Source organism: Streptococcus sp. DTU_2020_1001019_1_SI_AUS_MUR_006, from assembly GCF_032340315.1.
Taxonomy (GTDB): domain Bacteria; phylum Bacillota; class Bacilli; order Lactobacillales; family Streptococcaceae; genus Streptococcus.
Window position 1 is genome coordinate 1,961,558 of sequence record NZ_CP135436.1, and the last position, 21,380, is coordinate 1,982,937.

The window sequence follows — 21,380 nt, forward strand, 5'->3', positions numbered from 1 at the left end:
GGATTAAAAAACGAAGTTTAGAAAGATAAACCTCGTTTTTATTTTCTTTATTTTTAGTTTGTCGCTAGAATATGTCGCAATTGCACAGCACTAGGAGAAACAATTGGCAAAAATGCGCCTTCATTCCAACGACGTATGAAACCGGATGTCGATTTACTAAAGTATCCTCTACCGCCACCAGCTTGTAGTTCTAATAAGAGACTTTGGGCAACAACATCAACAATATCGATTCGTAACTGGAATAGCTCACGCGGATTTCTAACGAAATAGGACTCTTCAGATAGTCCTTGATAGAGAGAATGTCGAATACCATCTAACTGTTCGACCTGATGCTGCCATTCTTCTTTCAAGACACCTCGTTTCCCCAATTCTTTTTCGACTTCTGAGAGTGAACGTTCAGCCAAACCAAAGGCTAGGCCAAATTGGTAGCCTAAAAAGGCTGGACGATTTTGCGCTAAAAATTGATGAGCATCCTTGGATAGAATCCACTCTTCCTTTAAAGGAACCTTGTTGAAAGTCAGAGCTGCAGTATTACCTCCTTGGAGAGAAACAAATTCCAAATCTTCGGAACGACTAAAGTTTTCTGCGTCCGATGGTACGACTACTACATAACTTGTACTCGGATCATCTGCAAATCCTGCTACAAAAATAGTGAGGAAGCGATCCCTACGAGCATTGGTTACCCAAGGAAGTCGGCCTTTTAGGTAATAATTCCCATTTTCTTCAAGGATTCGAACATTTAGTTCTTCTAAGTCAGATAGATACTTGACTGCATTAGATAAGGCCGTAGCACCTGCATATTCTCCTGATAAGAGTTTTTCCAAGTAAACTTCTTTGAAATAAGCATTATCAGTATGTAGAATATTGTCTATTAAAGTTCGTTGCCCCCATGAGATAAAGGAGGCTGTTAAGGAATGTTGAGCGAGTTCAGCAAGGATATCGATAACATCTTGATCATTTCCACCTAGCCCTCCAAGAACTTTGGGAACCCCTACACGAAAGGCGCCTTCTGCAGCAATTTTCTCAATCAGTTCTTCTCCAGCTTGACATGATTTTTTGTCAATTTCATCAGCGTGCTGGTCTAACCAGCTTAAAAATTCTTCTGAAAAAAATCCCATACTCTGCCCTCCTCTTATGCATAAGGTTGTAATTCTGGATTAATCGGTGTGTTAGCTAGGTTGTTGGCATAGTTACAAAGACTTGCTAGACTGACACCGAGAACAACATCCAAGGCATTTTCTTGTGTATAGCCTGCTTCAAGAAATTCTCCAAGAGCTTCATCTCCTACGCGCCCTTTGGTATTGATAACTGCCAAGGTAAACTTAGCTAGGGTATCCAGCTTAGGATCGCTTTCGATTGGAGTACGATTGCGAAGGGCTTGAAGTAGGTCATCGTTCATCTGGATTTGCTTGATAGAAAAGGCTGTATGGCCAGCGACGCAGAAGGCACAACCGTTGGTTACAGCTGCAGTGATTTGCACCACTTCTCGTTCTACAGGTGTTAGACTATTGCGACGGTTAATAGCTCCAACAGTGCGATAAGCCTCTAGGGCTGTAGGGGCATTGGCCAAAAGACCGATAAGATTTGGGATATAACCATTGTTGTCCTTTTGTACCGTTTCAAGAACTTCTTTCACTTCTGCTGGTGCTGATTCTACTGTGTGGATAGTAAATGTTGTCATAAGGGGACCTCTTTTCATTTTGTAATTAAATAGTTTCTGCGAAAATCTTACGAAGTCTCATCAGCCTATTGAACAAATCCTTGCCTTGATTGATGAGTCATTAGCTTTTCGTTGACAATAAGTCTAACACAGAATCTATACCTTGCATAATATATATTTTAAATTGCACTGATAAAAAATTTTTATGAAAACAAAAAAATCACACCAGATGTGTGATCATAACTGTTAATTTATCTGATGCTTGTTTCTTAAAACTAAGATGGACTCTACTAGCAAACAGAATATAGCCAAGCCAAAGCCAGTAAATACACCAAAATATTCTGTGATAAAACTCATTAGAAAAACAGAGACAGAAAAGGCCAATGTAGAGACAACTTCGATAACGGAGTAAACATTCACAAGTTCCTTCTCATCAACCGATTCCTGTAAAAATACGCTTTCAGGAACTTCCTTAATCTGAGATAGAAAACCAATTACTAGAGATAGGAATAGAAAAGCAGGTGGATTTGGAAATAACACTATCAACAGAGTTACTAGTGCTGTAGCTAACAAAGAAAAGGTCATAGTTTGATATTTATAGGTAACAACTTTCTCGGCTAGACGGAAGATAATAGCTCCTCCCAAGATAATCCCCAAGGAATAGGATGTATTGACGTAGCCCCAATAGCTTTCTGACCGATGTAAAATCTCAGTCACAAACACAAGTAGAACAGAAGATACCCAGATAGCATTGGCTAGAATTTCTAAGAGATTAGCTTGGACAATAAATCTTAATCTTGATTCTTTAGCCACCAATCGCCAACCCTTTGTTAGCGTCTCAAGGCTTGTTTCAGAGGACAACTCTTCTTTTTCGACTAGTGGCAAACCGAACATCAAAATCGTCGAAAATGTAAACAAGGCTAACACAATGAGCAGGCTAGGATTCATTCCCAGACTCGCAAATAAGAAGCCTCCCAAGCCCCAACCAACTAGTTGTACACTTTCACCACTCATAGAAATAGCTGCGTTCGCTTTAGCTAAATCACTTGCATAGCGTGGAACAATCGCATAGGAAACGGGCGCTGCAAAACCATCAAAAACGGAGATTAAGGTAACAATAGCATATAAAAGAGGGAGGGAAATAGTTTCAGATTGCTTGAGTAGAAAAACCAAAATCGCTAGCAGAATCGTCTTACCCAATTGAGTCAAGAAAAGAACACGATTTAAAGCTAATCTCTTCGTTACTAATGGAACTAAGAAACTGGCTAAAAAGGAGGATAGACCTATCAGAATTGGCACTAGGGAGGTTGAAATGACCGAACCAGATAAGACAAACACATTTGCAATCACAATGACTCTAAAAAAGACATCTGCTAGATTCGCTATTCCCTGTGAAATCACTAATTTTCGAATATCTTTTGACATAAACACCTCCAGTTTATTTCTCTTTCGCACATAGATGAAACAAGACATATCAGAACAGAAACAGATTTACGCTGACTATTATACAATAAATAAAAGTGCAAATAAAGGATATCATAAAAGAAGTACTCTTGAATTTCACTCATCTTATGACATAATACTCTTCGAAAATCTCTTCAAACCGCGTCAACGTCGCCTTGCCGTATATATGTGACTGACTTCATCAGTTTCATCTGCAACCTCAAAACAGTGTTTTGAGCTGACTTCGTCAGTTCTATCTACAACCTCAAAGCAGTGCTTTGAGCAACCTGCGGCTAGTTTCCTAGTTTGCTCTTTGATTTTCATTGAGTATAAAATAAAAGACTAGCCCTAGTAGTGAAAAAACTAGCATCTCACAAACAGATGCTAGTCTTATCTATAAATGGTAATATCAATCATACATTATTTATCAAAATACTTCTTAGTCTCAGCAATAACAACTGGCGACAAGGCTAAGAGTGCAATCAAGTTTGGTAGAGCCATGAGGGCATTAACAATATCCGCAATGACCCAGACCATATCCAGCTCGATAAATCCTCCCAGCAAGACCATGAGTACAAAGACCACACGATAAAGCCAGATAAAGCGAACGCCAAAGAGAAACTCAAAACAACGCTCTCCGTAATAGTTCCATCCCAAAATCGTAGTAAAGGCAAAGAGTACCAAGAAGATTGTTAGAAGAGCAGGTCCAAAGAAAGAAAATACTGTAGAAAAAGCTGACTGAGTTAGAGCAACACCATCTAAATTACCATTCCAAACCCCAGTCACCAAGATTGTCAGACCAGTCAAAGTACAGATAATCAAGGTATCAATAAAGGTTCCTGTCATAGAAATCAAACCTTGCTCCACCGGTTCGTTGGTCTTAGCTGCCGCAGCCGCAATGGGTGCTGAACCCAATCCAGACTCGTTTGAGAAGACACCACGCGCCACACCATTTTGAATAGCCATCCGAACACTAGCTCCTGCAAATCCTCCCACTGCAGCTATGGGACTAAAAGCTGATGTGAGAACCAGTGAAAGTGTTGCCGGTACTTTATCGATATTAAAGAAAATGACTGTCAAGGTTCCCAAGATGTAGACAATAGCCATAAAGGGAACAACTGTAGTTGACACCTTAGAAATAGACTTAAGTCCACCAAAGACTGCAATCCCTACAAAAATAGATAAAACAAGTGCAGTAATTGTCGGATCAATACTAGCCGTATTTTGCACGGATTCTGTAATGGAATTCACCTGGGCAAAAGTACCAATCCCCAAAAGTGCAACCAAGACTCCAGCTACAGCAAAGAAGATTGCAAGAGGGCGCCACTTTTCTCCCATCCCTAGAAGGATATAGTGCATCGGTCCTCCTGCTACCGCACCATGGTCATCCTTGGTTCGATATTTGATAGCAAGTAGTCCTTCTGCATACTTGGTTGCCATTCCAAAGAAAGCAGCCACCCACATCCAAAAAAGAGCACCTGGTCCACCAACCTTGATAGCCGTTGCAACCCCGATAATATTTCCCGTACCAACAGTTGCTGCTAGGGCTGTACACAAGGCAGCAAAGCTCGAAACATCACCATGTCCTTTATCCTTGGTAAAAATAAGCTGGAAGGCCTTAGGGAGACGCAAGATTTGTAAAAGTCCTAAACGAAGAGTCAAGTAAATCCCTGTACCAACCAATAAAATCAAAAGGGGTGGGCCCCATACCAGAGCATCTAGCTCTTTTAGCAAATTTAACATACCATTCTCCTATCTATTCAACCCCAAAAGAAAGAGTACATGTTAAAAACATGTACTCTGGAATGCATCGATAAATGCCAAAAAGCGCTCTATCATTGCTCTGTCCTTTTACCTGAGAGTTTGAGCAGTTGCCTGCCTTGCCCCTTCGGTGCCTTTACGGTCTCTCCAGAGTTCCGTCCATTTACAGTCATGAAAAATCAAACGATTTTCCACTTCTATTAAACTTCATTCGGTGTTGTATTTAATTTTTATTTATTTTACAAGAAAATTCAGCTCTTGTCAATTATTTTCAGAAAATTTTATTATACTTTTTATGATTTTTGCTTTACTGAAAGTTCTATAATGAAGTTAGCCATCCAGCCCTCCTAAAAATTAGATGCTTCAACTAGCTTATAGCTAGTACTCGATTTCATTTGATAAGCGGCTTGATGATGTTAGGCTGGTGTCCAAGGCTAAGACTAGCCTTGCTTTAGCTGACAAAACAGCTTCAGGGGCTCCTCTTGTCACATGAAATCTCTTATAGGCATAAAAAAACAGCTCTGTGTTATACTTGTTGTTCAAACACAAACACAAGAAAGGCACAGAGATTCAAAGCCATTATACTACAAAAGCCAAACATTTGACAATCGATAGCCGTCGGTTAATCGAACGATGGAAAAAAAGGGAAATCAAATAGAGAAATTGCCCCTCTACTTGGAAAAACTCCTCAAACTATCCATACTGAAATCAAGCGTGGGACAGTCCTACAATGTGTTGGAATAGGGCGCTTCTAAAAGGTTTATTCTGCCGACTATGCTCAATAGTCTTATGAAAGTGCTGGCATTAAAATATCCTCACACATCACGCAAGGAAATCGATATATCAAGCAAGCTTTGACTATGTCGGGATTGATTGCAGCAAATTCTAAGGATCCAGGCTTTTCTTCTTTTTACACTCGAATTTCCCAAATAGGAAGCAAGATGAAAGCCATCATTACTTGCGCCCATAAGATTCTCATACTCTTCGAAAATCTCTTCAAACTGCGTCAACGTCGCCTTGCCGTATATATGTTACTGACTTCGTCAGTTTCATCTGCAACCTCAAAACAGTGTTTTGAGCTGACTTCGTCAGTTCTATCTACAACCTCAAAGCAGTACTTTGAGCAACCTGCGGCTAGTTTCCTACTTTGCTCTTTGATTTTCATTGAGTATCAGAATCATTTCTCCACCAAACAGACTTATCAAACAGAAAAGGCGCTAGGACTGAGGGAACAGTTCTAACGCCCAAACTAAAAAAATTTTCAATTACAGTGTAGCACAGGAAGTGATTTTTTGCGCTTTTTTACTGTTTTTTTCAAATAAAATACTAAATTATTTTTAACAATCAACTTGAGATAATTGCCTTTAAATAAACATTTTGAATTTTCTTTGTCTTTCTTTACATTAGTAAAAATGCCGATTGCAGGGTTTGAACCTGTGACCTTCGCGTTACGAGTGCGGTGCTCTACCAACTGAGCTAAATCGGCGATTCCACTTATAGTATAGCACTATAAGGACGGATGTCAAGAGATTCTTAACCTATCTTTTTAATCAAAATCTGACAAGGATTTTGGGGTCCCCACAGTTGTGGAAAAATCTCTAATTTTTTAAAGCCAAGACTGCGATAAAAGACATTTGTTCGGTCATAATCTTTATTAGAACCTTCTGCCACTGTTTTCACCTGCAAAAAATCAACATTTTTGCTGGCTTCACTCTCTAAAGTAACAAGCAATTGACTCCCAATTCCTCTACCTTGATGAGCTTTTTTTACACCGAGACAATCAATCTCTGCACAATCTTTACTAGAATAGGAGAGACATACAAAGCCAAGCAAATCACTCTCCTGATAGGCTGCCCAAACTTGCAAGTCCTTGGCTCCTTCTATGTAGGCTTGCGTGCTTTCTGGTATTCCAAACCATTCTGGCAAATCCTTTAAAACCTCAGCAACAACTGCCATTTTTTGATTTTCATCCTTGACTGCTTCAATTACAAACATCATAAGTGCCTTTCTTGATTTTAGTCTTACTTTACCACTTACGAACCCGCACTTTCATAGGCATCCAAGCCCCTGTCCCAGAGTTTAAGGGAAATGACAAAGAAAACAAGGGAAATCAAAATCAAACCTCCGATGTTAAAGATTACATCCTTATCCTGCAAGAAATAGCTGGCAGGATAGTAGGCCGTAAAGGCGAAAGGAACGATAAAGCTAATCAACCATCGAAGAAATGAATTGTAAATAGAAATAGGATACTTGGCAAAATCATTAAACATATAGAAAATGTAAATCATGGCACCTGACTGCTTGGTCCAAAAAGCGATGCTGGCTGTCGCAATTTTCAAGGAAGTATAAATCAAGGTCGCAAAAGGAATACAGACTAGAAAAATCAGGAATTTTGGAAGAGTCCAAGCGATGCTAGTCACTGTTGTTCCTAATAGAATGCCACCGACCAAGAGTTCACCCAAGGCATCAATCTGAAAGGTCTCAACGAGGATGTGAAAGAGAGGATTGATAGGACGAGTCAGATACTTGTCAAACTCCCCTTTTCGAACTAGTCGTTGACCTAAAGCCCAGAGATTATCAAAAAAGAGATGGTCCAGTCCCTTGGGAATCAAGGAAAAACCATAGATAAAGGCAATTTCTTGAAAAGTCCAACCTTCTAGTGATGGAATGTGTTGAAAGATGACATTGAGAAATAGGAGGTTCAAGCCTTGAGTTAGAAAAACTCCCAGCACACCAACCACAAAATCCACCTTGTATTCCATGATTTGTTTGATGTATTGTCTGATAAAAATCAGATGCATACGTTGATATTTTTTCATACTAACCTCCCTGAATGGTAATGAATGACTGGACTCGTTTCCAAATCAACTGAGACAAGCCCACCATCACTAAGAGCCAGAAAAACTGGAGCAAAAGCGCCTGAAGCATCTGACTGGCATCGTATTTCCCAACAATGATCATGACCGGAGTATAAATCAAGGATGAAAAAGGCAAGAAGGAGAGAATATCTGAAACCATCTTTGGAAAGAATGCCAAGGGAATCAAACTTCCAGACATGAAAGCCACTATAGAAGTCTTAAGTAGATTGGAACCCCAAAGATTTTTAAACACAAAGGCAGAAAATCCAAAGCAGATATTAAAGAAAAAGTTAATCAGATAGGCCAGCGTTAAGCTAAAAAGATAAAGGACAGTTAATCCCAGCACTTCTACAATCCCTTGCCCAGATAAGATTTTCATTAACACGATGACACTTAAAAATGGCAGGCCAACAGAGATAAAAATCAACCACTTGGAACCAAGTTCGGTGAAAAGGTAAGAGGCCGCAAAATGCACTGGTCTCAGCAAGCGCATGATAATGGAACCATCCTTGACCTCCTCCCCAATCATAAAGGAAGAATCTGACCTAGTAAGAAGATTGGTCACAAAACTCATGATGATGTAGAGGGTGATATCTGCCATACTGAAGCCCTGAATCAAAGACTCTTGTGAGGAATCAAAGACAGCCTTCCAGAGATAAAAGGCCACAAAAGCCCCCATGACATCGCCTATTCGATAGAGAATAAAGTTTACTCGGTAGGTAATCAATTCCTGAACACCTGCATTGATAAAGGGTTTATAACGTCTCCACAATTTGACCATCTTAGAGCTCCTTTCGATAGAAGCGACGGATAATATCCTCAATATCCGTATCCACCATCTTCAAATCGCGGATTTCAAAATCAGACAGGGTTTGCTTGATAATGTCAGCTGACTGGTAGCGAGAACTATCGAATTCAATGTTGAGACTATTCCCCTGTCTATCAATGCTCATATCCGCAAAACCTTCATAGTGAGAAACGATATGACTTTGACCTGGTAGCAGTTCAAAGGAGAGTGTCTTCATCTTACCAAAGGTTTCCTTGAGCTGGCTAACCGTCCCATCAAAAATCTCCTGCCCCTTGTCTATCATAAAAATCCGATCACAGAGTTGCTCAATATCGCTCAAGTCGTGAGTGGTCAGGAGAATAGTTGTCTCTTCCTCCTGATTGATCTGGGTGATAGCACGTCGAATATTATCCTTGACCGACACATCCAAACCAATTGTCGGTTCATCTAAAAAGAGAACTTTGGGATTGTGAAGCAAGGAAGCTGCAATATCCGCTCGCATTCGTTGACCTAGTGAAAGAGTTCTCACGGGATCCTTGATAAAATCCTTCAAATCCAAGACTTCATTCAAAAAGTCCATTCGCTTATGAAAGAGCGAGTCTGGCACATCGTAAATCTCTTTCAAGACCGTGTAGGTCTCTTGCAGAGCTAAATCCCACCAGAGCTGGGTCCGTTGTCCGAAAACGACTCCAATATCCTTGACATAGTCTTGACGATTATCTTGTGGAATTTTGCCGTTAATCCGACAAAAACCAGATGTCGGTTTTAAAATCCCGGTCAGCATTTTAATGGTTGTCGACTTCCCAGCACCATTGGCCCCGATAAATCCTAAAATCTGCCCTTTTGGAACTTCAAAGGTCAAATCCTTGACTGCTTCAAAGGTCTGCTTTTCAGGATGAATAAAGGAGCGCAAGGCTCCCTTCAAGCCTGGCTCCTTGACTGTCTTCACAAAATTTTTCTGAAGGTGTTGCACTTCTATCATTGCCATATCTATCTCCCTATCGCAAGGAATAGCAGCATTGTATTTTTAACTACAAATATTCTAAATCCTTACTTTCTACACCTTCTCAATATTATTACAGAAGGATTTATACCAACCTATTATAGTCCAATAAAAAAAGGAATGCAAGCGTTTGCCTAAAATTTGTGAAATTGAAAATTTTTCTCTTAAAATAATACTTTTATTCAAAAATTCTGGCTTGATAGTTTCCTTAAAATACCAAAAAACCTGCCAAAAGGGGCAGGTTGCTGTTTTATATGGTTCAGCTAGATTAAACTTTACTTTCTTGAACCTACTGAGCAGTGTCACATGTTTTTTAGAAAGCTTTAACTACGATTTTATATAAAGTGCCATGAAATAGAATATAATCTGACTAAATACGTATACGTCAATCGGATTTGTTCCCGATTTCAAACAGTAATCTGTCCAAGCTACTTGATTGATGTAACACTCTCAAGATGGTAACTGTATCCTTATCAAAGCGATAAAACACTGAATAATTTTTTACTAGTAGTCGTCTAACTTTAATATCTAAACTGAGCAATTCTTCTACAATAGCGCATCTTTCAGGAAATATTTCTAAAGTTTTAATCCCTTCTGCAATAGCTTCAAAGTGATTCATGGAAGTTTTCGGTGATTGAAGCTCATCTGCAATATAATGATAAATGGCTTCCATATCACTTTCAGCTCTTTTTAAAATATTAATGGTTATTTTAGTCATACATTCCGTTCCTTAAATTCTTTAAAGAACTCATTGACCGATCGAACCTGACTGTTTTCTGCTTCATGATAAGCTTCAACCATCATTTGTCCAAATCGTTCAGCTGTCATTTCCTCTACATTCACTGATGAAGGTGCGTCTGGCAATGCAATATCAAAAGGGATTTTCTTCGTTAATGATACTTGTTTCAATAATAGTGTAACTAATGTTGACATCGGCATCCCAAGCTGCTTCAAAACCTGTTCAGCTGATTGTTTATCTAATTCATCAACTCGAACACTAATTGTAGCTGTTTTTCCCATTCTTATCACCTCACTTAAGATTTGTACTGTAATTGTACATCAATTTGCATTACTTGTCAATTTAATGTTTTTCTGAAAACGAAATACCACTATTACACTGTTGAAAGATTAGGCATCAAAAAAAGTGGTTATACAGAAAACTATTGATCATGTAGCGCTCTCGTAATCCTAACCCCTAAAGGTTTCAAGGACCTACTGGTTTATCGAATATTATGGATATAGAAACTAAAATGATAAGAAAAGTCTCATTTATTAAAAAATGAGGTCGTAATTTTTTCCTGACCTCATTTGTATATTTACCCCAAAAACATGAATTCTGAGGGACATTTACCACTTATTGATTTTTATAATTCATCAATTTATTTACAAAACATTAAAAGATTTTGTAGACATATATGACATTGATTTTAATTGACTAGGCTACAAAGTTTCTATGCCTTAATAAGCAGTCATTTTCTGAAATAATTTTGACAATCTGGAATTGAGAATATTTTCTTTCATTTCCTTCTGATACACTAAGAGAAATCGTTTATTACTTTCTAGTATTAAAAGCTGAAATAACAGAGCCGACAGCTGCAACACGTGCTGAACTAGCAATATCATGCTGCAAAGCGCGAGTTTCTTCTTGAATAGAAAGTTGATTTTCTTGAAATTGTTGTGTTTCTAAAAGATTATACGCCTCCTGCAATGTCAAAGCACGTCCTTCTTCAACCAGTTTATAAAGACGGTAAGTATCACTATAATTATAAAATTTCTCTGGAAAATTCTTTTTCCCATTAATGTACCCTGATTGACTGATTTCTGTATTATGTAATTTCTGAGCTTGTTCCAGTTCAGCTTCTGCTGGTTGTATCAAAAATAACTGACGACCACCAAATAATACAATTCCTATCACCAGAAATACAAAACGTTCTAAACCTCTACCACTACCAGTAATCAAAATTAGAAAAGTAAGTACAAACATTGCAATAATAGTTTTTCCTAAGAACTGCTTAGCTTTCGTTAACTTAGTTTGTTTTTCATGTAAATTTTTCAAAGTTACTGCTACTGGAGCTGTCAACTCACGTTTATCTTGTAAGTATTGTAAAATTTCCTCTCTCGTCATTTCCATTTCCTTTTCTTTCTCCTAACTCCCAATCACGGTTCATAAAGAATTTGTCCGTCTTCTTGTAAGATTACCCCGTTTTGATAGACCCAAACTACAGAACCATCTGTACTATGAACTGCGTTATAGGGGATTTCATCTGTCATACCGTAGTTTCCTGCAAATACTTCACGCTCTTTAAAACCTAGCTTTTCGTTTGCATAATCAACGGAGGACTGTCCACCACTTAACCAAACACCAGTATTACGCCGTTTACGTGCATCATCTCCACTACGTTTCACAGTAGTTCCCGTCGTATCTAAAAGCTCCGTGCTCATCTTGTAGTAAAAATCATTTGCATCTGAAAATATACCTTGTTGTCCAGTCCAGATTCTATCTTTTGAACTATCAGAAGCATCATGTTTTCCATCTACTCCATCTGGAAAAACTGTTCCACTGGGCGCCAAGTAAATCATTGAACCAGTAAATCCATGCTGTAAACTAGCCTTTAAAATCCCTCCTTCAAGAGTAGAACGATTTGTATTCAAGCGCGTATCTTGTGGCTCGACAAGACCTTGTCGATCAAATTTCAAGACTTTTCCGTTAGCATTCTGCCAGGTTCCAACTAGACTAGAAAACTCTCCTGACTGGATAGCAGTCACATCCAAAGACTTCGAGGCCCCTTTTTCTTTAGAACTAGTGTTTTGCGAGCTGCTGTTAGTCGATGATTTTGTTGACGTTCCAGCATCTTCACTCCGAGTTGAAGAAGATTGCTTTTCTGATTCTTTTTGACCATTTCCGGTTATTTTTTTCATTACAACTGAGTCTGATGTAATCTTTAAAGCTCCTGAATTTTTCGGTGTTAAAGTAAGAGCCTCCTCCTTCATTTCATAAGATAAGCTTACTTCGTCATCCCTATATGTTCCAGTTAACTCCTTATTTTTAGAATCAACAGACAGATCCACATTATCCTCAAAAACCAAGGCATTCATTCTCAAAGATGCTACTTTATCTTTAATCTCCAAGCGATATGAAACTATCCCATTTTTCCCTTCATAAATACCGTTAAGGTTCTTACTACAACCTGTTAACAAAACAAGTAAGAATATCAATGAAACAAATATATTGACTCTTTTCATTATCTATCCTCTTTTTTACGTTTTGAACGTGTTACTCCAAGTAAGCTAAGCGCACCTAGGCCAATCAAGGTTAAAACAGAGCTTGCACTACCAGTTTTTGGCAATTCTTTATTTCTAGCTACACGGCTATAGCTAACAACCTGATTCGCACTTGGAGTCTCTTTTTTCCCTTTCAGATTTTGCTCTTTACTATCTTTTACATCTGTTGATGGTTTTAGGCGTGCTTGGTATGCTTCGTATTGAGCTTTAATTACTTGATATTCATGAGTTGCGTTAGTAAGCTCAGAAATTGCCTTTTTCAATTCTAGTTCACTTGTATGTTGTAAGTCTAGAGCTTTTTCATACTCTTGTGTGAGTTGATCAAGCGCATGTTTCGCATCTTCTAATCGTTTCGGTGCATTTTTCAATGCATCAACTTTATCTTGTGCACGTTTAAGATCTTGTTTCGCATCTGTTAATACATTTAATGTGATATTAAAGTTTTCTTCTGCATCTGCTAATTGTTTAACGGCTTCCTGATACTTTCTTTCAACTGTTAAAAGGTTATCTTGACGAGATTTTAATTCTTTCTTATCTTGACTTAACTGTTCTTTAGCTGTAAGTAGATCTTTTTCTTTTTCTTCTTTTGTTTTAGAAAGAGATTTAAGTTTTTCTTCTGCAGTTTCTTTTTCAAGTTCAGCTTTACGAAGGTTATCTTTAGCTAATTCTAGTTTTGTTAATGCATCAGGAGTCTGTTCTTTAGATTCCTTAGCTTCTGTAAGTGCTTCTTTTGCCTGTGTAAGAATGAGACCTGCTGCTTGAGCCTGTTCTTTTGCAGTTTCTAATTCAGTTTGTTTTTCAGCTAATTCAGTCTTTGCATTAGAAAGAGTAACTTCTGCATTTTTAATGTCAGTCTTTGCTTTTTCAATACGTTCTGTTGGTGACTCAACTTTAATTTCAGTAGTATCGAATTTTGATGGATCTTTAATATAACGTGGTTCTACATATTCGAAATGTACTTTCCCTACTGCTAATCCATGGCCAATTGCAAGACCAAAGTATGCTGGTTCATTTGTATAACCTACAACACTTCTAGCATGTTGCCATTCATATCCATTAAACAAGAATGCTTCTAATGATTTATAAATTCGTCGTTTAGCTTCATCCATTGTTTTAGTATCAAATTGATCAGCATTTACACCCAAGTGTTTGTATTCATTTTCGTACTCATCATCATTTAATCCATATGAAAATAAGTTTTCATAAAATTGAAGTTTTCCACCAGTTGTTAGACCAAATTCACGTGCAACTTCATTGATAACTTTAACATCATGCCCATCATCCATTTGATAACCATTTGCTTCATCTCTACGTACAACTGTATTTGCAAATTTAAGAGAGTCTTTTGTAATTGTAACAAGTGGTGAACCATATTGCTTACGTACTTGATTAATCAAATCAGCTGCAAATTGTGTTAACTCTAATTGTTGATCGTATGTTAAATTTCGAATATCAATATTTCGAGTTTTGTCAACTTCATTTGACTTGTATTCGTTTTTATCACCAACAATTTCATTAATACGTTTCAAGGTTACTTCATCATCTTCTTTTAGTGCTTTAATATATTCTTCACTAAGAGTTAATGTATTTACAACTTGATTTGTTAATGTTTTTAGCGTTGTAGTAGCATTAGTAAGTGTTTGTTGCGCATCTTGAACTCGTTGTTCTGCTACCTTAACCTCTGCTTCTTTGTTTGTTACTGTATTATTTGCAATAACATTATTGGTTGTTGCTTGGGTAACTTTTTCATCTAAGATATTGATTGTTTCATTACGTTTTTCATCAGCTTCTTTTGCAATTTCTACTTGATGCTCAGCTACTGTAACAGCTTCTTTTGATTGCTCAACAACTGTTGTTGCTTGAGTAAGTGCATCAGTTAGTTCACGTTCATTTGTATGATGAATAGATTCTTCAATTTCTTGAACACGATCTTGTGCTGATTGAACGATATGTTCTTGTTCGTTTACTTGTTCAGTTGCTTGTTTTAGTTTTGTTGTTTGTTCGTCAACTGTTTGCTTAGCATGGGTTACTTGATCTGCTGATACAGAATGTTGCATTGTTGCATTTGTAACATGGTCAGTAGCATTTGTCAGTTCAGTCTCCGCTTTAGCGATTGATGTATCAGATGCATGTTGAGTTTCTTCTGCATCTTGTACATTTTGTTTGGCTACTGATACTTGTTGCTCAAGTTCTTTTACTGTTTTATTTACAGTTTCATTTTCTGTACGTGCATTTTCAACGGTTTGTTCGGCATGTTTTACGTTTTGTTCTGCTTGATTAACTTGTTCTTTTGTAATCTCTACGGTTTTAGTTGATGTTTGCTCTGTGATTACTTGAGAAGAAAGTCCTTGTTCAGTTAATTCCTTAGCATTGACATCTTCAACCTTTGCTAGGCTAGCAGTAACAAGTGCAGCTGCTGCTAAACTCCATTTTGTGCGTTTATCCATATTTCACTCCTTATAAGTCGTTCTTCCATTAGTTTAATACAAAATACCTATTTTGTAAAGTGATTTAAGTATAATTTTAACTCTATAGAGGGGATTTGTGGTGATAATTTAAGAGTTACAATAGAGAAATTAGGGGATTATATGAACAAATACACATTACAAAAACATATCTCTCTTCGAATCCGACATTTAAGAAAGCAGAAAAAAATGACACAGTGGGAGTTGAGTGAGAAAGCCAATCTAGGTATTAATTATATCTATAATATTGAAAATAAAAATTTAAATATAAAATTAGAAACGTTAGAGAAAATTATCATTGCTTTGGAAGTCACTGAAGCTGAATTTTTTAACTTTTTTAATCAAGAAGCTGATTTTGAGACGTCAAAAACATTTGAACTGATTTCTGAACTACCCATTTCAAAACGAAAAAAACTACTTGATGCTATTAACCTCATCTTAGAAACTTTAGAAGAATAAAATGCTAGACTTTTTTATCTAGCATTTTTCTGTTGACACTTCAATTTTATAGTGTGTTGAATAAACAATAGTACAGTCTGGCTTCTAAAATATTACTAGAAATTGATTTGATTTTCCTAGTCAATTTGTTCAGATTTTATTTCATTACACTATATATCTGATAAAAATATGATTCAAATTAGGTCGATGCATCCTTGATGTAACTAGGTTACTGACTTTATCAGTTTTATATAAAATTTAAGGCAGTTCTTCAAGTTGACTTTGTTAGTCATATGAAGTAGGTTAGATAAAAAATTAAATCTACCATATAAGTTAGTGAATATTCCCAAAATGAAACGCATATTATCAAGTTTTTTACCACCTGATAATATACGTTTTTCTGATTTTAAAGACTTGTTTATCAACATCTTTGATTTACATTTATTCTCACAAGTCTATAAAACATTAAATTGAAAAAAACCCACCTTCACAGGCAGGTTTCTGTTTTATATGGTTAAGCTAGATTAAGCTTTACCTTCTGAACCGAATACGTCGATACGTTCTTCAACTGATGCTTGGATAGCTTTTACACCGTCAGCCAAGAATTTACGTGGGTCGAAGAGTTTTTTCTTGTCGTATTCTGCCTCGTTTGCTTCGTAGTCACGAGCAAATTTACGAGTTGCGTTAGCGAATGCGATTTGGCATTCAGTATTAACGTTAACTTTAGCAACACCAAGTTTGATAGCTGCTTGGATTTGGTCATCAGGAATACCTGATCCACCGTGCAATACGATTGGGAATCCTGGTACAGCTTCAGTCAATTTTTGCAAGTGGTCAAGGTGAAGACCTTTCCAGTTTGCAGGGTAAGGACCGTGGATGTTACCGATACCAGCTGCCAAGAAGTCGATACCAGTTGCAACCATTGCTTTAGCGTCTTCGATTGGAGCCAATTCGCCATCACCGATGATTCCGTCTTCTTCACCACCGATAGTTCCAACTTCAGCTTCTACTGATACACCATTTGCATGAGCAAATTCTACAACTTTACGAGCTTTTTCAAGGTTTTCTTCAACTGGAAGGTGTGAACCGTCAAACATTACTGAAGTATAACCAACTTGAATACACTCAAGTGCATCTTCGTAGTGACCGTGGTCAAGGTGGATAGCTACTGGTACAGTGATACCCATTGATTCAACAAGGTTAGCGATCAAGTTGCGAGCAACTTTATAACCACCCATGTATTTAGCAGCACCCATTGAAGTTTGGATCAAAACTGGAGCTTTTTTAGCTTCTGCTGCGCGCAAGATGGCTTGAGTCCACTCAAGGTTGTTTGTGTTAAATCCACCAACTGCATAACCGTTGTCACGAGCTGCTTGGACAAATTTTTCTGCTGAAACGATTGCCATTTTATCAGGCCTCCTGTATATTTTTATGGGACATCCCATTTACATTGTTCATTTTATCACTTTTTAGCAAAAAAAGCTAGTTTTTCCCGTAGTTTCGATTGAATTTCTTCTATTTTTAGATATGTAAACCTTTTCCCACTTGGTCTAATCCTTGTTCTGAGGCAGGTTCATGTAAAATGCCAAGTGGTCGTTATATCTTTCGAAACGATAGTCGATTTCTTCATTTTCTAATAAACTTTTAACTACGAAGAGTCCCAATCCAGCTCCCTTACTTTGTCGATTAGAAGCCGTGAAGGACTGTTCAAATTTATCCTGCTCCTCAGGTGTACAGGCGTTCTCAATAAACATCCAACCATTCTTTTCACCAATTTTTAAATAACCACCTTGAACAGAGTGTTTCACAGCATTACTGATAAGATTTGAAAGAATCAGCTTGAGTACTGAAGGATTTAGATAAACGTGCTGATCAGTTAGCTGGTTCTCTACTGAGATTTTTCTCTCCTTGGCTAACAAGTCATAGTCCTTCAATAGAAGATTGGTCATATCAAGAAGGTTGATTTCTTCCTTCTTATCTCGCAATTCTTGCACTGAAGAAAGAGATAAGATTTGCTGGACATGGTGAGTCAAATCATCCACGATACCCAAAGAAACTCCCAGATAATGGTCCCGATCTTTATAGCGTCCAATATTGGCTTTCATATTCTCCAGAAGAATCTTTAGACTAGCTAGAGGTGTTTTCAGTTCGTGGGAAGCACCTCGCAAAAACTCAACCTTCATCTTTTCCAGCTGGAGGATGGCCTCGTTCTTTTCATGCAAGTCTGCAATGACCGTCAAGAGATGCTGATAAAGGCTATTGATTTGTTCTTTGAGATCGCCAATTTCATCCTTAGAATCCACGCGCAACCTCACTTCTGCATCCAAATCCATCATCCGTCGAGTCACTCGTTTGATTTCCAAAATAGGAGCAACAATGGTTCTAGCATAGATAAAGGCGATGAGGAGCGAAATGATGAAAGACGCTAATAAAGTATAAGGCAGAAATTGAAGACTGATGTCTTCTGCTTCTTTCTGCAAATCCATAGAAGCTAAAAACTGTAAGGTCATGGTCTGACCATCCTTAGTTTGAACTTCTCTTTCCTCAATTACCAAGGAAGCCGTCTGTCGTTGTTTATCAATGGGAAGATTATCATTGACTTCCAACTTATCCTGAGTCATCTCTCCCTTAACAGCTCCCTTAATATCACTGCTTTTTGAATAAAGTTCAAGGACTTCCTGAATAGCTTGACTGTCCTTTCCTTGGAGGGACTGGGCAATTTCTGTAGCCTTGAGCCCTATGCTCTCCTGACGGTGACTGAGATAGGTTGATGGAAAGAGGAAATAGATGGCCAAATGCAAACAAATGACCAAGGTAGAAAATACCGAGAAGGTATAGAGAAAAATTTTTTTAAATAAACCTGAACGTCTCATTTTCTCTCCAATTTATAACCAACATTGCGCACGGTAAGAATACAGTCTAAATCCAATTTTTTCCGTAGTTCCTTGATATAGACATCGATCACTCTGTCAAAAGGAACCTCATCTGTCATCTTCCATACAGCATCGATAATCTGCGACCGTGTTAAGGCTCGACCTTCATTTTTTACCAGATAATCTAAAATTTCCAGCTCTTTTGCATTTACTGCAACTTCTTGACCAGCCACTTTGGCACTATAGCTGTCAAAGTCTACCTGGGTGTCTCTATAGGTAAAAATACGACCAGTATCATAATAACGTTTAAAGATGGCATCCACTCGTACTTTTAACAACGATAGAGAAAAAGGCTTTTCCAAATAACCATCTGCTAATGCAGCAAAGGCACTCATCTTATATTCTTCGTCCTGAAAGGCTGTCAACATCAAGACCGGAACTTGGCTGCTTTTACGGATTTCTGACAAAACCTCTAAACCATTGAGTTTCGGCATTTGAATGTCCAAGAGAATCAAGGCAACTTGGTGATTCGAAAATTGTTCTAAGGCCTCAAGGCCATCTGCTGCCTGAATGGTTTCATAGCCGCAATCCGTCAAATAGTCACTAATCCCCTCGCGGATCATGTCTTCATCTTCTACAATTAGAATTTTCATATAAATCCTTTTCTATCAAAAATGCTACCTATATTATATCTCATTTGACTGAGAATAGGTAGCAGGTTTTTTATTCACTATCCAACAAGAGTTCTTTTGGTTGTTTAAAGAGGAGATTGCTTGAAGCAAGTGCCATAACTAGTACCACTAGAACTAAGCCAAGTACAAAGATGATGGCAAAGTCAGAAGGTTGAATGGAAATATCCAGACTTGAAAGTGTCTTGCTAAAGCCGTCGACTTCTGCACCACCACCAAGATTAGAGGCTTGGGCTGCCTTACTTGCCTGTTTAGCCACATCTGATGTGACATTTGCAAGAACTGTATTTCCAATAGTACGAGCAGTATAGTTGGCTAGGAAATAAGCTGAAATTAGTGCTGGAATTGCAATCATAACTGCTTCTGTGATAAATTGTCCTAGAATACTTGCTTGTTTTAGACCAATTGAAAGGAGAATTCCAACCTCTTTACGACGGGCGTTAATCCATAGTGTCAGTAAGAGAGCAAGTAGAAGAACAGAGAAGCTCAAGCTACCCCAGAAGAGAAGATTAGCCATCTTGTACATGCCTGAGATAGATTGTTCGAGGGCAGGATAGTTAGATGAACTCTTAATCAAGCTATACATCTTCCAGTTGATACCGTTGATCGACCCTAGTTCTTGCATAACAGTATCTAGGTTCTTATCTCCAGCTACAAAGAAGGTAGCATCTCCATAAATAGCTGTATCTTCTGTATAACCATAGAGTTGGGCTGCTGTGTGAATATCTGTGATAGCTGTATTCTCATAAAGTTCTTGTGAGTAGGTTACAGCAGATTTGTTGTGTCCATCAAAAAGTCCTTTGATCGTTACTTCTACTGTTTCCTTGGCACCTTTTTCATTATCTGCATCGTAGATATTGGAGTTCAGTTTGACCTTGTCGCCAACTTTCCAGCCATGTTTAGCAGCCAAGTCTTTGTGCATGAGAATCTGGTATCTGTCATCGTTTGTTAAATGCTCACCTTCGACCAGTTTGTAAGAGCCTGACACAAACTTGTCTTCTTTAGCCGAATCATTAACTCCTGTTATCATCAAGCTACTTCCAAAACGTTGAGCACGATCTGCAGTTAGATTTTTCTTGGTTTCAGGCGTTTCAATAAGTTCATAGCCTGTCAAATCACCGATAGCATTAATCCGTTTGATGTAGGATTCAATGGCCTTGTTCTCGGTAATTTTTTTGATATCTTCACCCTTGATATTCCCAGCACCACGTGGAGTTCCTTGATTGACCCTACGGTTGATTTGCATGGAGAAACTATTGGTGATATTTTTAAAGGTTTCTTGAGAAGCCTTGGCTGTCGCACCCTTGATAGATAAGCCGACCAAACTCAAACTAGCCATCAAGAGAATGATAAGAAAGATCACAAGCGACTTAAAAAATTTTCTTGTGACATAGGCAAATGCGTTGTGTAACATAAGATTCCTTTCTAGATTTACTTCCGTTTTTAATATGTTTAAAAGTTTTAGTTACTGTTTGTTCTTATTTCAGTCAGTTTCTTATCCTTCAATTCAAGTGTAATATCTGATGCTTGTGCCACTTCCTTACTGTGGGTTACAACGATCACACACTTGCCTGTTTTCTCAGCGAGAGATTTGAGCAAATCGATGATATCTCCAGCAGTCTTAGGATCCAAGTTCCCTGTTGGTTCATCTGCTAAAATCACTGGTGCTTCCGATACAAGACTACGAGCAATGGCAACCCGTTGTTGCTGCCCACCTGATAATTGGAGAACATTCCGCTTGATTTGACTTTCATCTAAACCAAGTTCAAGAAGAGTCTCCTTACTGGCCTTTTTATTAACCAAGCGGATATTTTCTAATGGAGAAAGATAATCAATGAGGTTATAGTTTTGAAAAACTAGCGAGATATGGTGCATGCGATGATAAGAATATTCTTGTTCACGAATATCCTTGCCTTCGAATAGGATAGCTCCTTCGACTGGGCTATCAAGTCCTGCTAAGAGAGACAAGAGTGTTGACTTCCCAGCTCCTGATTCTCCGATAATACTATAAAACTTGCCTGGTTCAAAATCGTAATTGATTTTATATAATACAGCTTCTGCAGTGTTCTTGTAACGATAAGTAAGATCTTGTAATTGTAGTAAAGTCATGATTTCTCCTTT

General features: G+C 37.9%; 19 protein-coding genes, 1 tRNA gene, 1 pseudogene and 1 riboswitch. Of the genes and pseudogenes, 2 read left to right on the forward strand and 19 right to left on the reverse strand.

Annotation, left to right across the window (positions count from 1 at the left end; translation table 11 throughout):
- Positions 1-53: 53 nt before the first annotated feature.
- The 4 genes from RRU92_RS09385 to RRU92_RS09400 all read right to left on the reverse strand — a co-directional run bounded on the left by RRU92_RS09385 (position 54) and on the right by RRU92_RS09400 (position 4,846).
- Positions 54-1,118 (reverse strand): acyl-CoA dehydrogenase family protein, encoded by a 1,065-nt coding sequence (locus RRU92_RS09385; protein WP_315639578.1) that lies wholly within the window; start codon positions 1,116-1,118, stop codon positions 54-56.
- A gap of 14 nt (positions 1,119-1,132) precedes the next feature.
- The gene (locus RRU92_RS09390) at positions 1,133-1,681 is read right to left on the reverse strand and encodes a carboxymuconolactone decarboxylase family protein (RefSeq protein WP_045763587.1); all 549 of its coding nucleotides are present in this window, start codon (positions 1,679-1,681) and stop codon (positions 1,133-1,135) included.
- Positions 1,682-1,906: 225 nt separating this feature from the next.
- On the reverse strand, positions 1,907-3,085 hold the full coding sequence (locus RRU92_RS09395; RefSeq protein WP_315639582.1) for a ryptide export MFS transporter: 1,179 nt from the start codon (positions 3,083-3,085) through the stop codon (positions 1,907-1,909).
- Between the two features lie 438 nt (positions 3,086-3,523).
- Positions 3,524-4,846, reverse strand: a complete 1,323-nt coding sequence (locus RRU92_RS09400) for an alanine/glycine:cation symporter family protein (RefSeq protein ID WP_281334743.1) — start codon at positions 4,844-4,846, stop codon at positions 3,524-3,526.
- A gap of 90 nt (positions 4,847-4,936) precedes the next feature.
- Positions 4,937-5,025, reverse strand: a riboswitch (glycine riboswitch).
- Positions 5,026-5,432: 407 nt separating this feature from the next.
- Here RRU92_RS09400 and RRU92_RS09405 point away from each other — a divergent pair.
- Positions 5,433-5,616 (forward strand): annotated as a pseudogene (locus RRU92_RS09405) (helix-turn-helix domain-containing protein); the annotation flags it as partial.
- A 661-nt stretch (positions 5,617-6,277) separates the two neighbouring features.
- Here RRU92_RS09405 and RRU92_RS09410 read toward each other — a convergent pair.
- The 10 genes from RRU92_RS09410 to RRU92_RS09455 all read right to left on the reverse strand — a co-directional run bounded on the left by RRU92_RS09410 (position 6,278) and on the right by RRU92_RS09455 (position 15,241).
- Positions 6,278-6,350 (reverse strand) — tRNA-Thr (locus RRU92_RS09410).
- A gap of 47 nt (positions 6,351-6,397) precedes the next feature.
- On the reverse strand, positions 6,398-6,859 hold the full coding sequence (locus RRU92_RS09415; RefSeq protein WP_315640926.1) for a GNAT family N-acetyltransferase: 462 nt from the start codon (positions 6,857-6,859) through the stop codon (positions 6,398-6,400).
- Between the two features lie 38 nt (positions 6,860-6,897).
- Positions 6,898-7,683, reverse strand: coding sequence for an ABC transporter permease (locus tag RRU92_RS09420; protein ID WP_315639584.1), 786 nt, complete (start codon positions 7,681-7,683; stop codon positions 6,898-6,900).
- 1 nt (position 7,684) lies between these two features.
- Positions 7,685-8,503, reverse strand: a complete 819-nt coding sequence (locus RRU92_RS09425; protein WP_315639586.1) for an ABC transporter permease — start codon at positions 8,501-8,503, stop codon at positions 7,685-7,687.
- 1 nt (position 8,504) lies between these two features.
- Positions 8,505-9,497 (reverse strand): ATP-binding cassette domain-containing protein, encoded by a 993-nt coding sequence (locus RRU92_RS09430; protein WP_315639587.1) that lies wholly within the window; start codon positions 9,495-9,497, stop codon positions 8,505-8,507.
- A 400-nt stretch (positions 9,498-9,897) separates the two neighbouring features.
- Complete coding sequence (locus RRU92_RS09435; RefSeq protein ID WP_315639588.1) at positions 9,898-10,230, reverse strand: type II toxin-antitoxin system RelE/ParE family toxin; 333 nt, start codon at positions 10,228-10,230, stop codon at positions 9,898-9,900.
- Positions 10,227-10,532, reverse strand: a complete 306-nt coding sequence (locus RRU92_RS09440) for a type II toxin-antitoxin system RelB/DinJ family antitoxin (RefSeq protein ID WP_315639589.1) — start codon at positions 10,530-10,532, stop codon at positions 10,227-10,229. Before RRU92_RS09440 ends, RRU92_RS09435 begins: the two co-directional genes overlap by 4 nt.
- A 532-nt stretch (positions 10,533-11,064) precedes the next feature.
- Positions 11,065-11,643, reverse strand: a complete 579-nt coding sequence (locus RRU92_RS09445) for a hypothetical protein (protein ID WP_315639591.1) — start codon at positions 11,641-11,643, stop codon at positions 11,065-11,067.
- Between the two features lie 26 nt (positions 11,644-11,669).
- Positions 11,670-12,755, reverse strand: a complete 1,086-nt coding sequence (locus RRU92_RS09450; RefSeq protein WP_315639592.1) for a DUF6287 domain-containing protein — start codon at positions 12,753-12,755, stop codon at positions 11,670-11,672.
- Positions 12,755-15,241, reverse strand: a complete 2,487-nt coding sequence (locus RRU92_RS09455) for an SEC10/PgrA surface exclusion domain-containing protein (protein ID WP_315639593.1) — start codon at positions 15,239-15,241, stop codon at positions 12,755-12,757. Before RRU92_RS09455 ends, RRU92_RS09450 begins: the two co-directional genes overlap by 1 nt.
- 141 nt (positions 15,242-15,382) lie before the next feature.
- Here RRU92_RS09455 and RRU92_RS09460 point away from each other — a divergent pair, with 141 nt between their 5' ends.
- Entirely contained in the window at positions 15,383-15,718 is a 336-nt protein-coding gene (locus tag RRU92_RS09460) for a helix-turn-helix transcriptional regulator (RefSeq protein ID WP_315639596.1), read from the forward strand.
- Positions 15,719-16,221: 503 nt separating this feature from the next.
- Here the strand turns inward: RRU92_RS09460 and RRU92_RS09465 are convergent.
- The 5 genes from RRU92_RS09465 to vex2 form a co-directional block, all read right to left on the reverse strand.
- The gene (locus tag RRU92_RS09465; RefSeq protein ID WP_001019005.1) at positions 16,222-17,103 is read right to left on the reverse strand and encodes a class II fructose-bisphosphate aldolase; all 882 of its coding nucleotides are present in this window, start codon (positions 17,101-17,103) and stop codon (positions 16,222-16,224) included.
- A gap of 144 nt (positions 17,104-17,247) precedes the next feature.
- Positions 17,248-18,570: a sensor histidine kinase VncS gene (gene vncS, locus RRU92_RS09470; protein WP_315639597.1), complete on the reverse strand. Its 1,323-nt coding sequence runs from the start codon at positions 18,568-18,570 to the stop codon at positions 17,248-17,250.
- Complete coding sequence (gene vncR, locus RRU92_RS09475; protein ID WP_315639598.1) at positions 18,567-19,223, reverse strand: response regulator transcription factor VncR; 657 nt, start codon at positions 19,221-19,223, stop codon at positions 18,567-18,569. Before vncR ends, vncS begins: the two co-directional genes overlap by 4 nt.
- A gap of 70 nt (positions 19,224-19,293) precedes the next feature.
- Positions 19,294-20,673, reverse strand: a complete 1,380-nt coding sequence (vex3, locus tag RRU92_RS09480; RefSeq protein WP_315639599.1) for an ABC transporter permease subunit Vex3 — start codon at positions 20,671-20,673, stop codon at positions 19,294-19,296.
- A gap of 47 nt (positions 20,674-20,720) precedes the next feature.
- Positions 20,721-21,368 (reverse strand): ABC transporter ATP-binding subunit Vex2, encoded by a 648-nt coding sequence (gene vex2 / locus RRU92_RS09485; RefSeq protein ID WP_315639600.1) that lies wholly within the window; start codon positions 21,366-21,368, stop codon positions 20,721-20,723.
- Between the last annotated feature and the right edge of the window lie 12 nt (positions 21,369-21,380).

Bases quoted from the DNA above. Each gene is read 5' to 3' on its own strand.
- RRU92_RS09385 (WP_315639578.1), bottom strand. From the start codon at position 1,118: ATGGGATTTTTTTCAGAAGAATTTTTAAGCTGGTTAGACCAGCACGCT.
- RRU92_RS09390 (WP_045763587.1), bottom strand. From the start codon at position 1,681: ATGACAACATTTACTATCCACACAGTAGAATCAGCACCAGCAGAAGTG.
- RRU92_RS09395 (WP_315639582.1), bottom strand. From the start codon at position 3,085: ATGTCAAAAGATATTCGAAAATTAGTGATTTCACAGGGAATAGCGAAT.
- RRU92_RS09400 (WP_281334743.1), bottom strand. From the start codon at position 4,846: ATGTTAAATTTGCTAAAAGAGCTAGATGCTCTGGTATGGGGCCCACCC.
- RRU92_RS09415 (WP_315640926.1), bottom strand. From the start codon at position 6,859: ATGTTTGTAATTGAAGCAGTCAAGGATGAAAATCAAAAAATGGCAGTT.
- RRU92_RS09420 (WP_315639584.1), bottom strand. From the start codon at position 7,683: ATGAAAAAATATCAACGTATGCATCTGATTTTTATCAGACAATACATC.
- RRU92_RS09425 (WP_315639586.1), bottom strand. From the start codon at position 8,503: ATGGTCAAATTGTGGAGACGTTATAAACCCTTTATCAATGCAGGTGTT.
- RRU92_RS09430 (WP_315639587.1), bottom strand. From the start codon at position 9,497: ATGGCAATGATAGAAGTGCAACACCTTCAGAAAAATTTTGTGAAGACA.
- RRU92_RS09435 (WP_315639588.1), bottom strand. From the start codon at position 10,230: ATGACTAAAATAACCATTAATATTTTAAAAAGAGCTGAAAGTGATATG.
- RRU92_RS09440 (WP_315639589.1), bottom strand. From the start codon at position 10,532: ATGGGAAAAACAGCTACAATTAGTGTTCGAGTTGATGAATTAGATAAA.
- RRU92_RS09445 (WP_315639591.1), bottom strand. From the start codon at position 11,643: ATGGAAATGACGAGAGAGGAAATTTTACAATACTTACAAGATAAACGT.
- RRU92_RS09450 (WP_315639592.1), bottom strand. From the start codon at position 12,755: ATGAAAAGAGTCAATATATTTGTTTCATTGATATTCTTACTTGTTTTG.
- RRU92_RS09455 (WP_315639593.1), bottom strand. From the start codon at position 15,241: ATGGATAAACGCACAAAATGGAGTTTAGCAGCAGCTGCACTTGTTACT.
- RRU92_RS09460 (WP_315639596.1), top strand. From the start codon at position 15,383: ATGAACAAATACACATTACAAAAACATATCTCTCTTCGAATCCGACAT.
- RRU92_RS09465 (WP_001019005.1), bottom strand. From the start codon at position 17,103: ATGGCAATCGTTTCAGCAGAAAAATTTGTCCAAGCAGCTCGTGACAAC.
- vncS (WP_315639597.1), bottom strand. From the start codon at position 18,570: ATGAGACGTTCAGGTTTATTTAAAAAAATTTTTCTCTATACCTTCTCG.
- vncR (WP_315639598.1), bottom strand. From the start codon at position 19,223: ATGAAAATTCTAATTGTAGAAGATGAAGACATGATCCGCGAGGGGATT.
- vex3 (WP_315639599.1), bottom strand. From the start codon at position 20,673: ATGTTACACAACGCATTTGCCTATGTCACAAGAAAATTTTTTAAGTCG.
- vex2 (WP_315639600.1), bottom strand. From the start codon at position 21,368: ATGACTTTACTACAATTACAAGATCTTACTTATCGTTACAAGAACACT.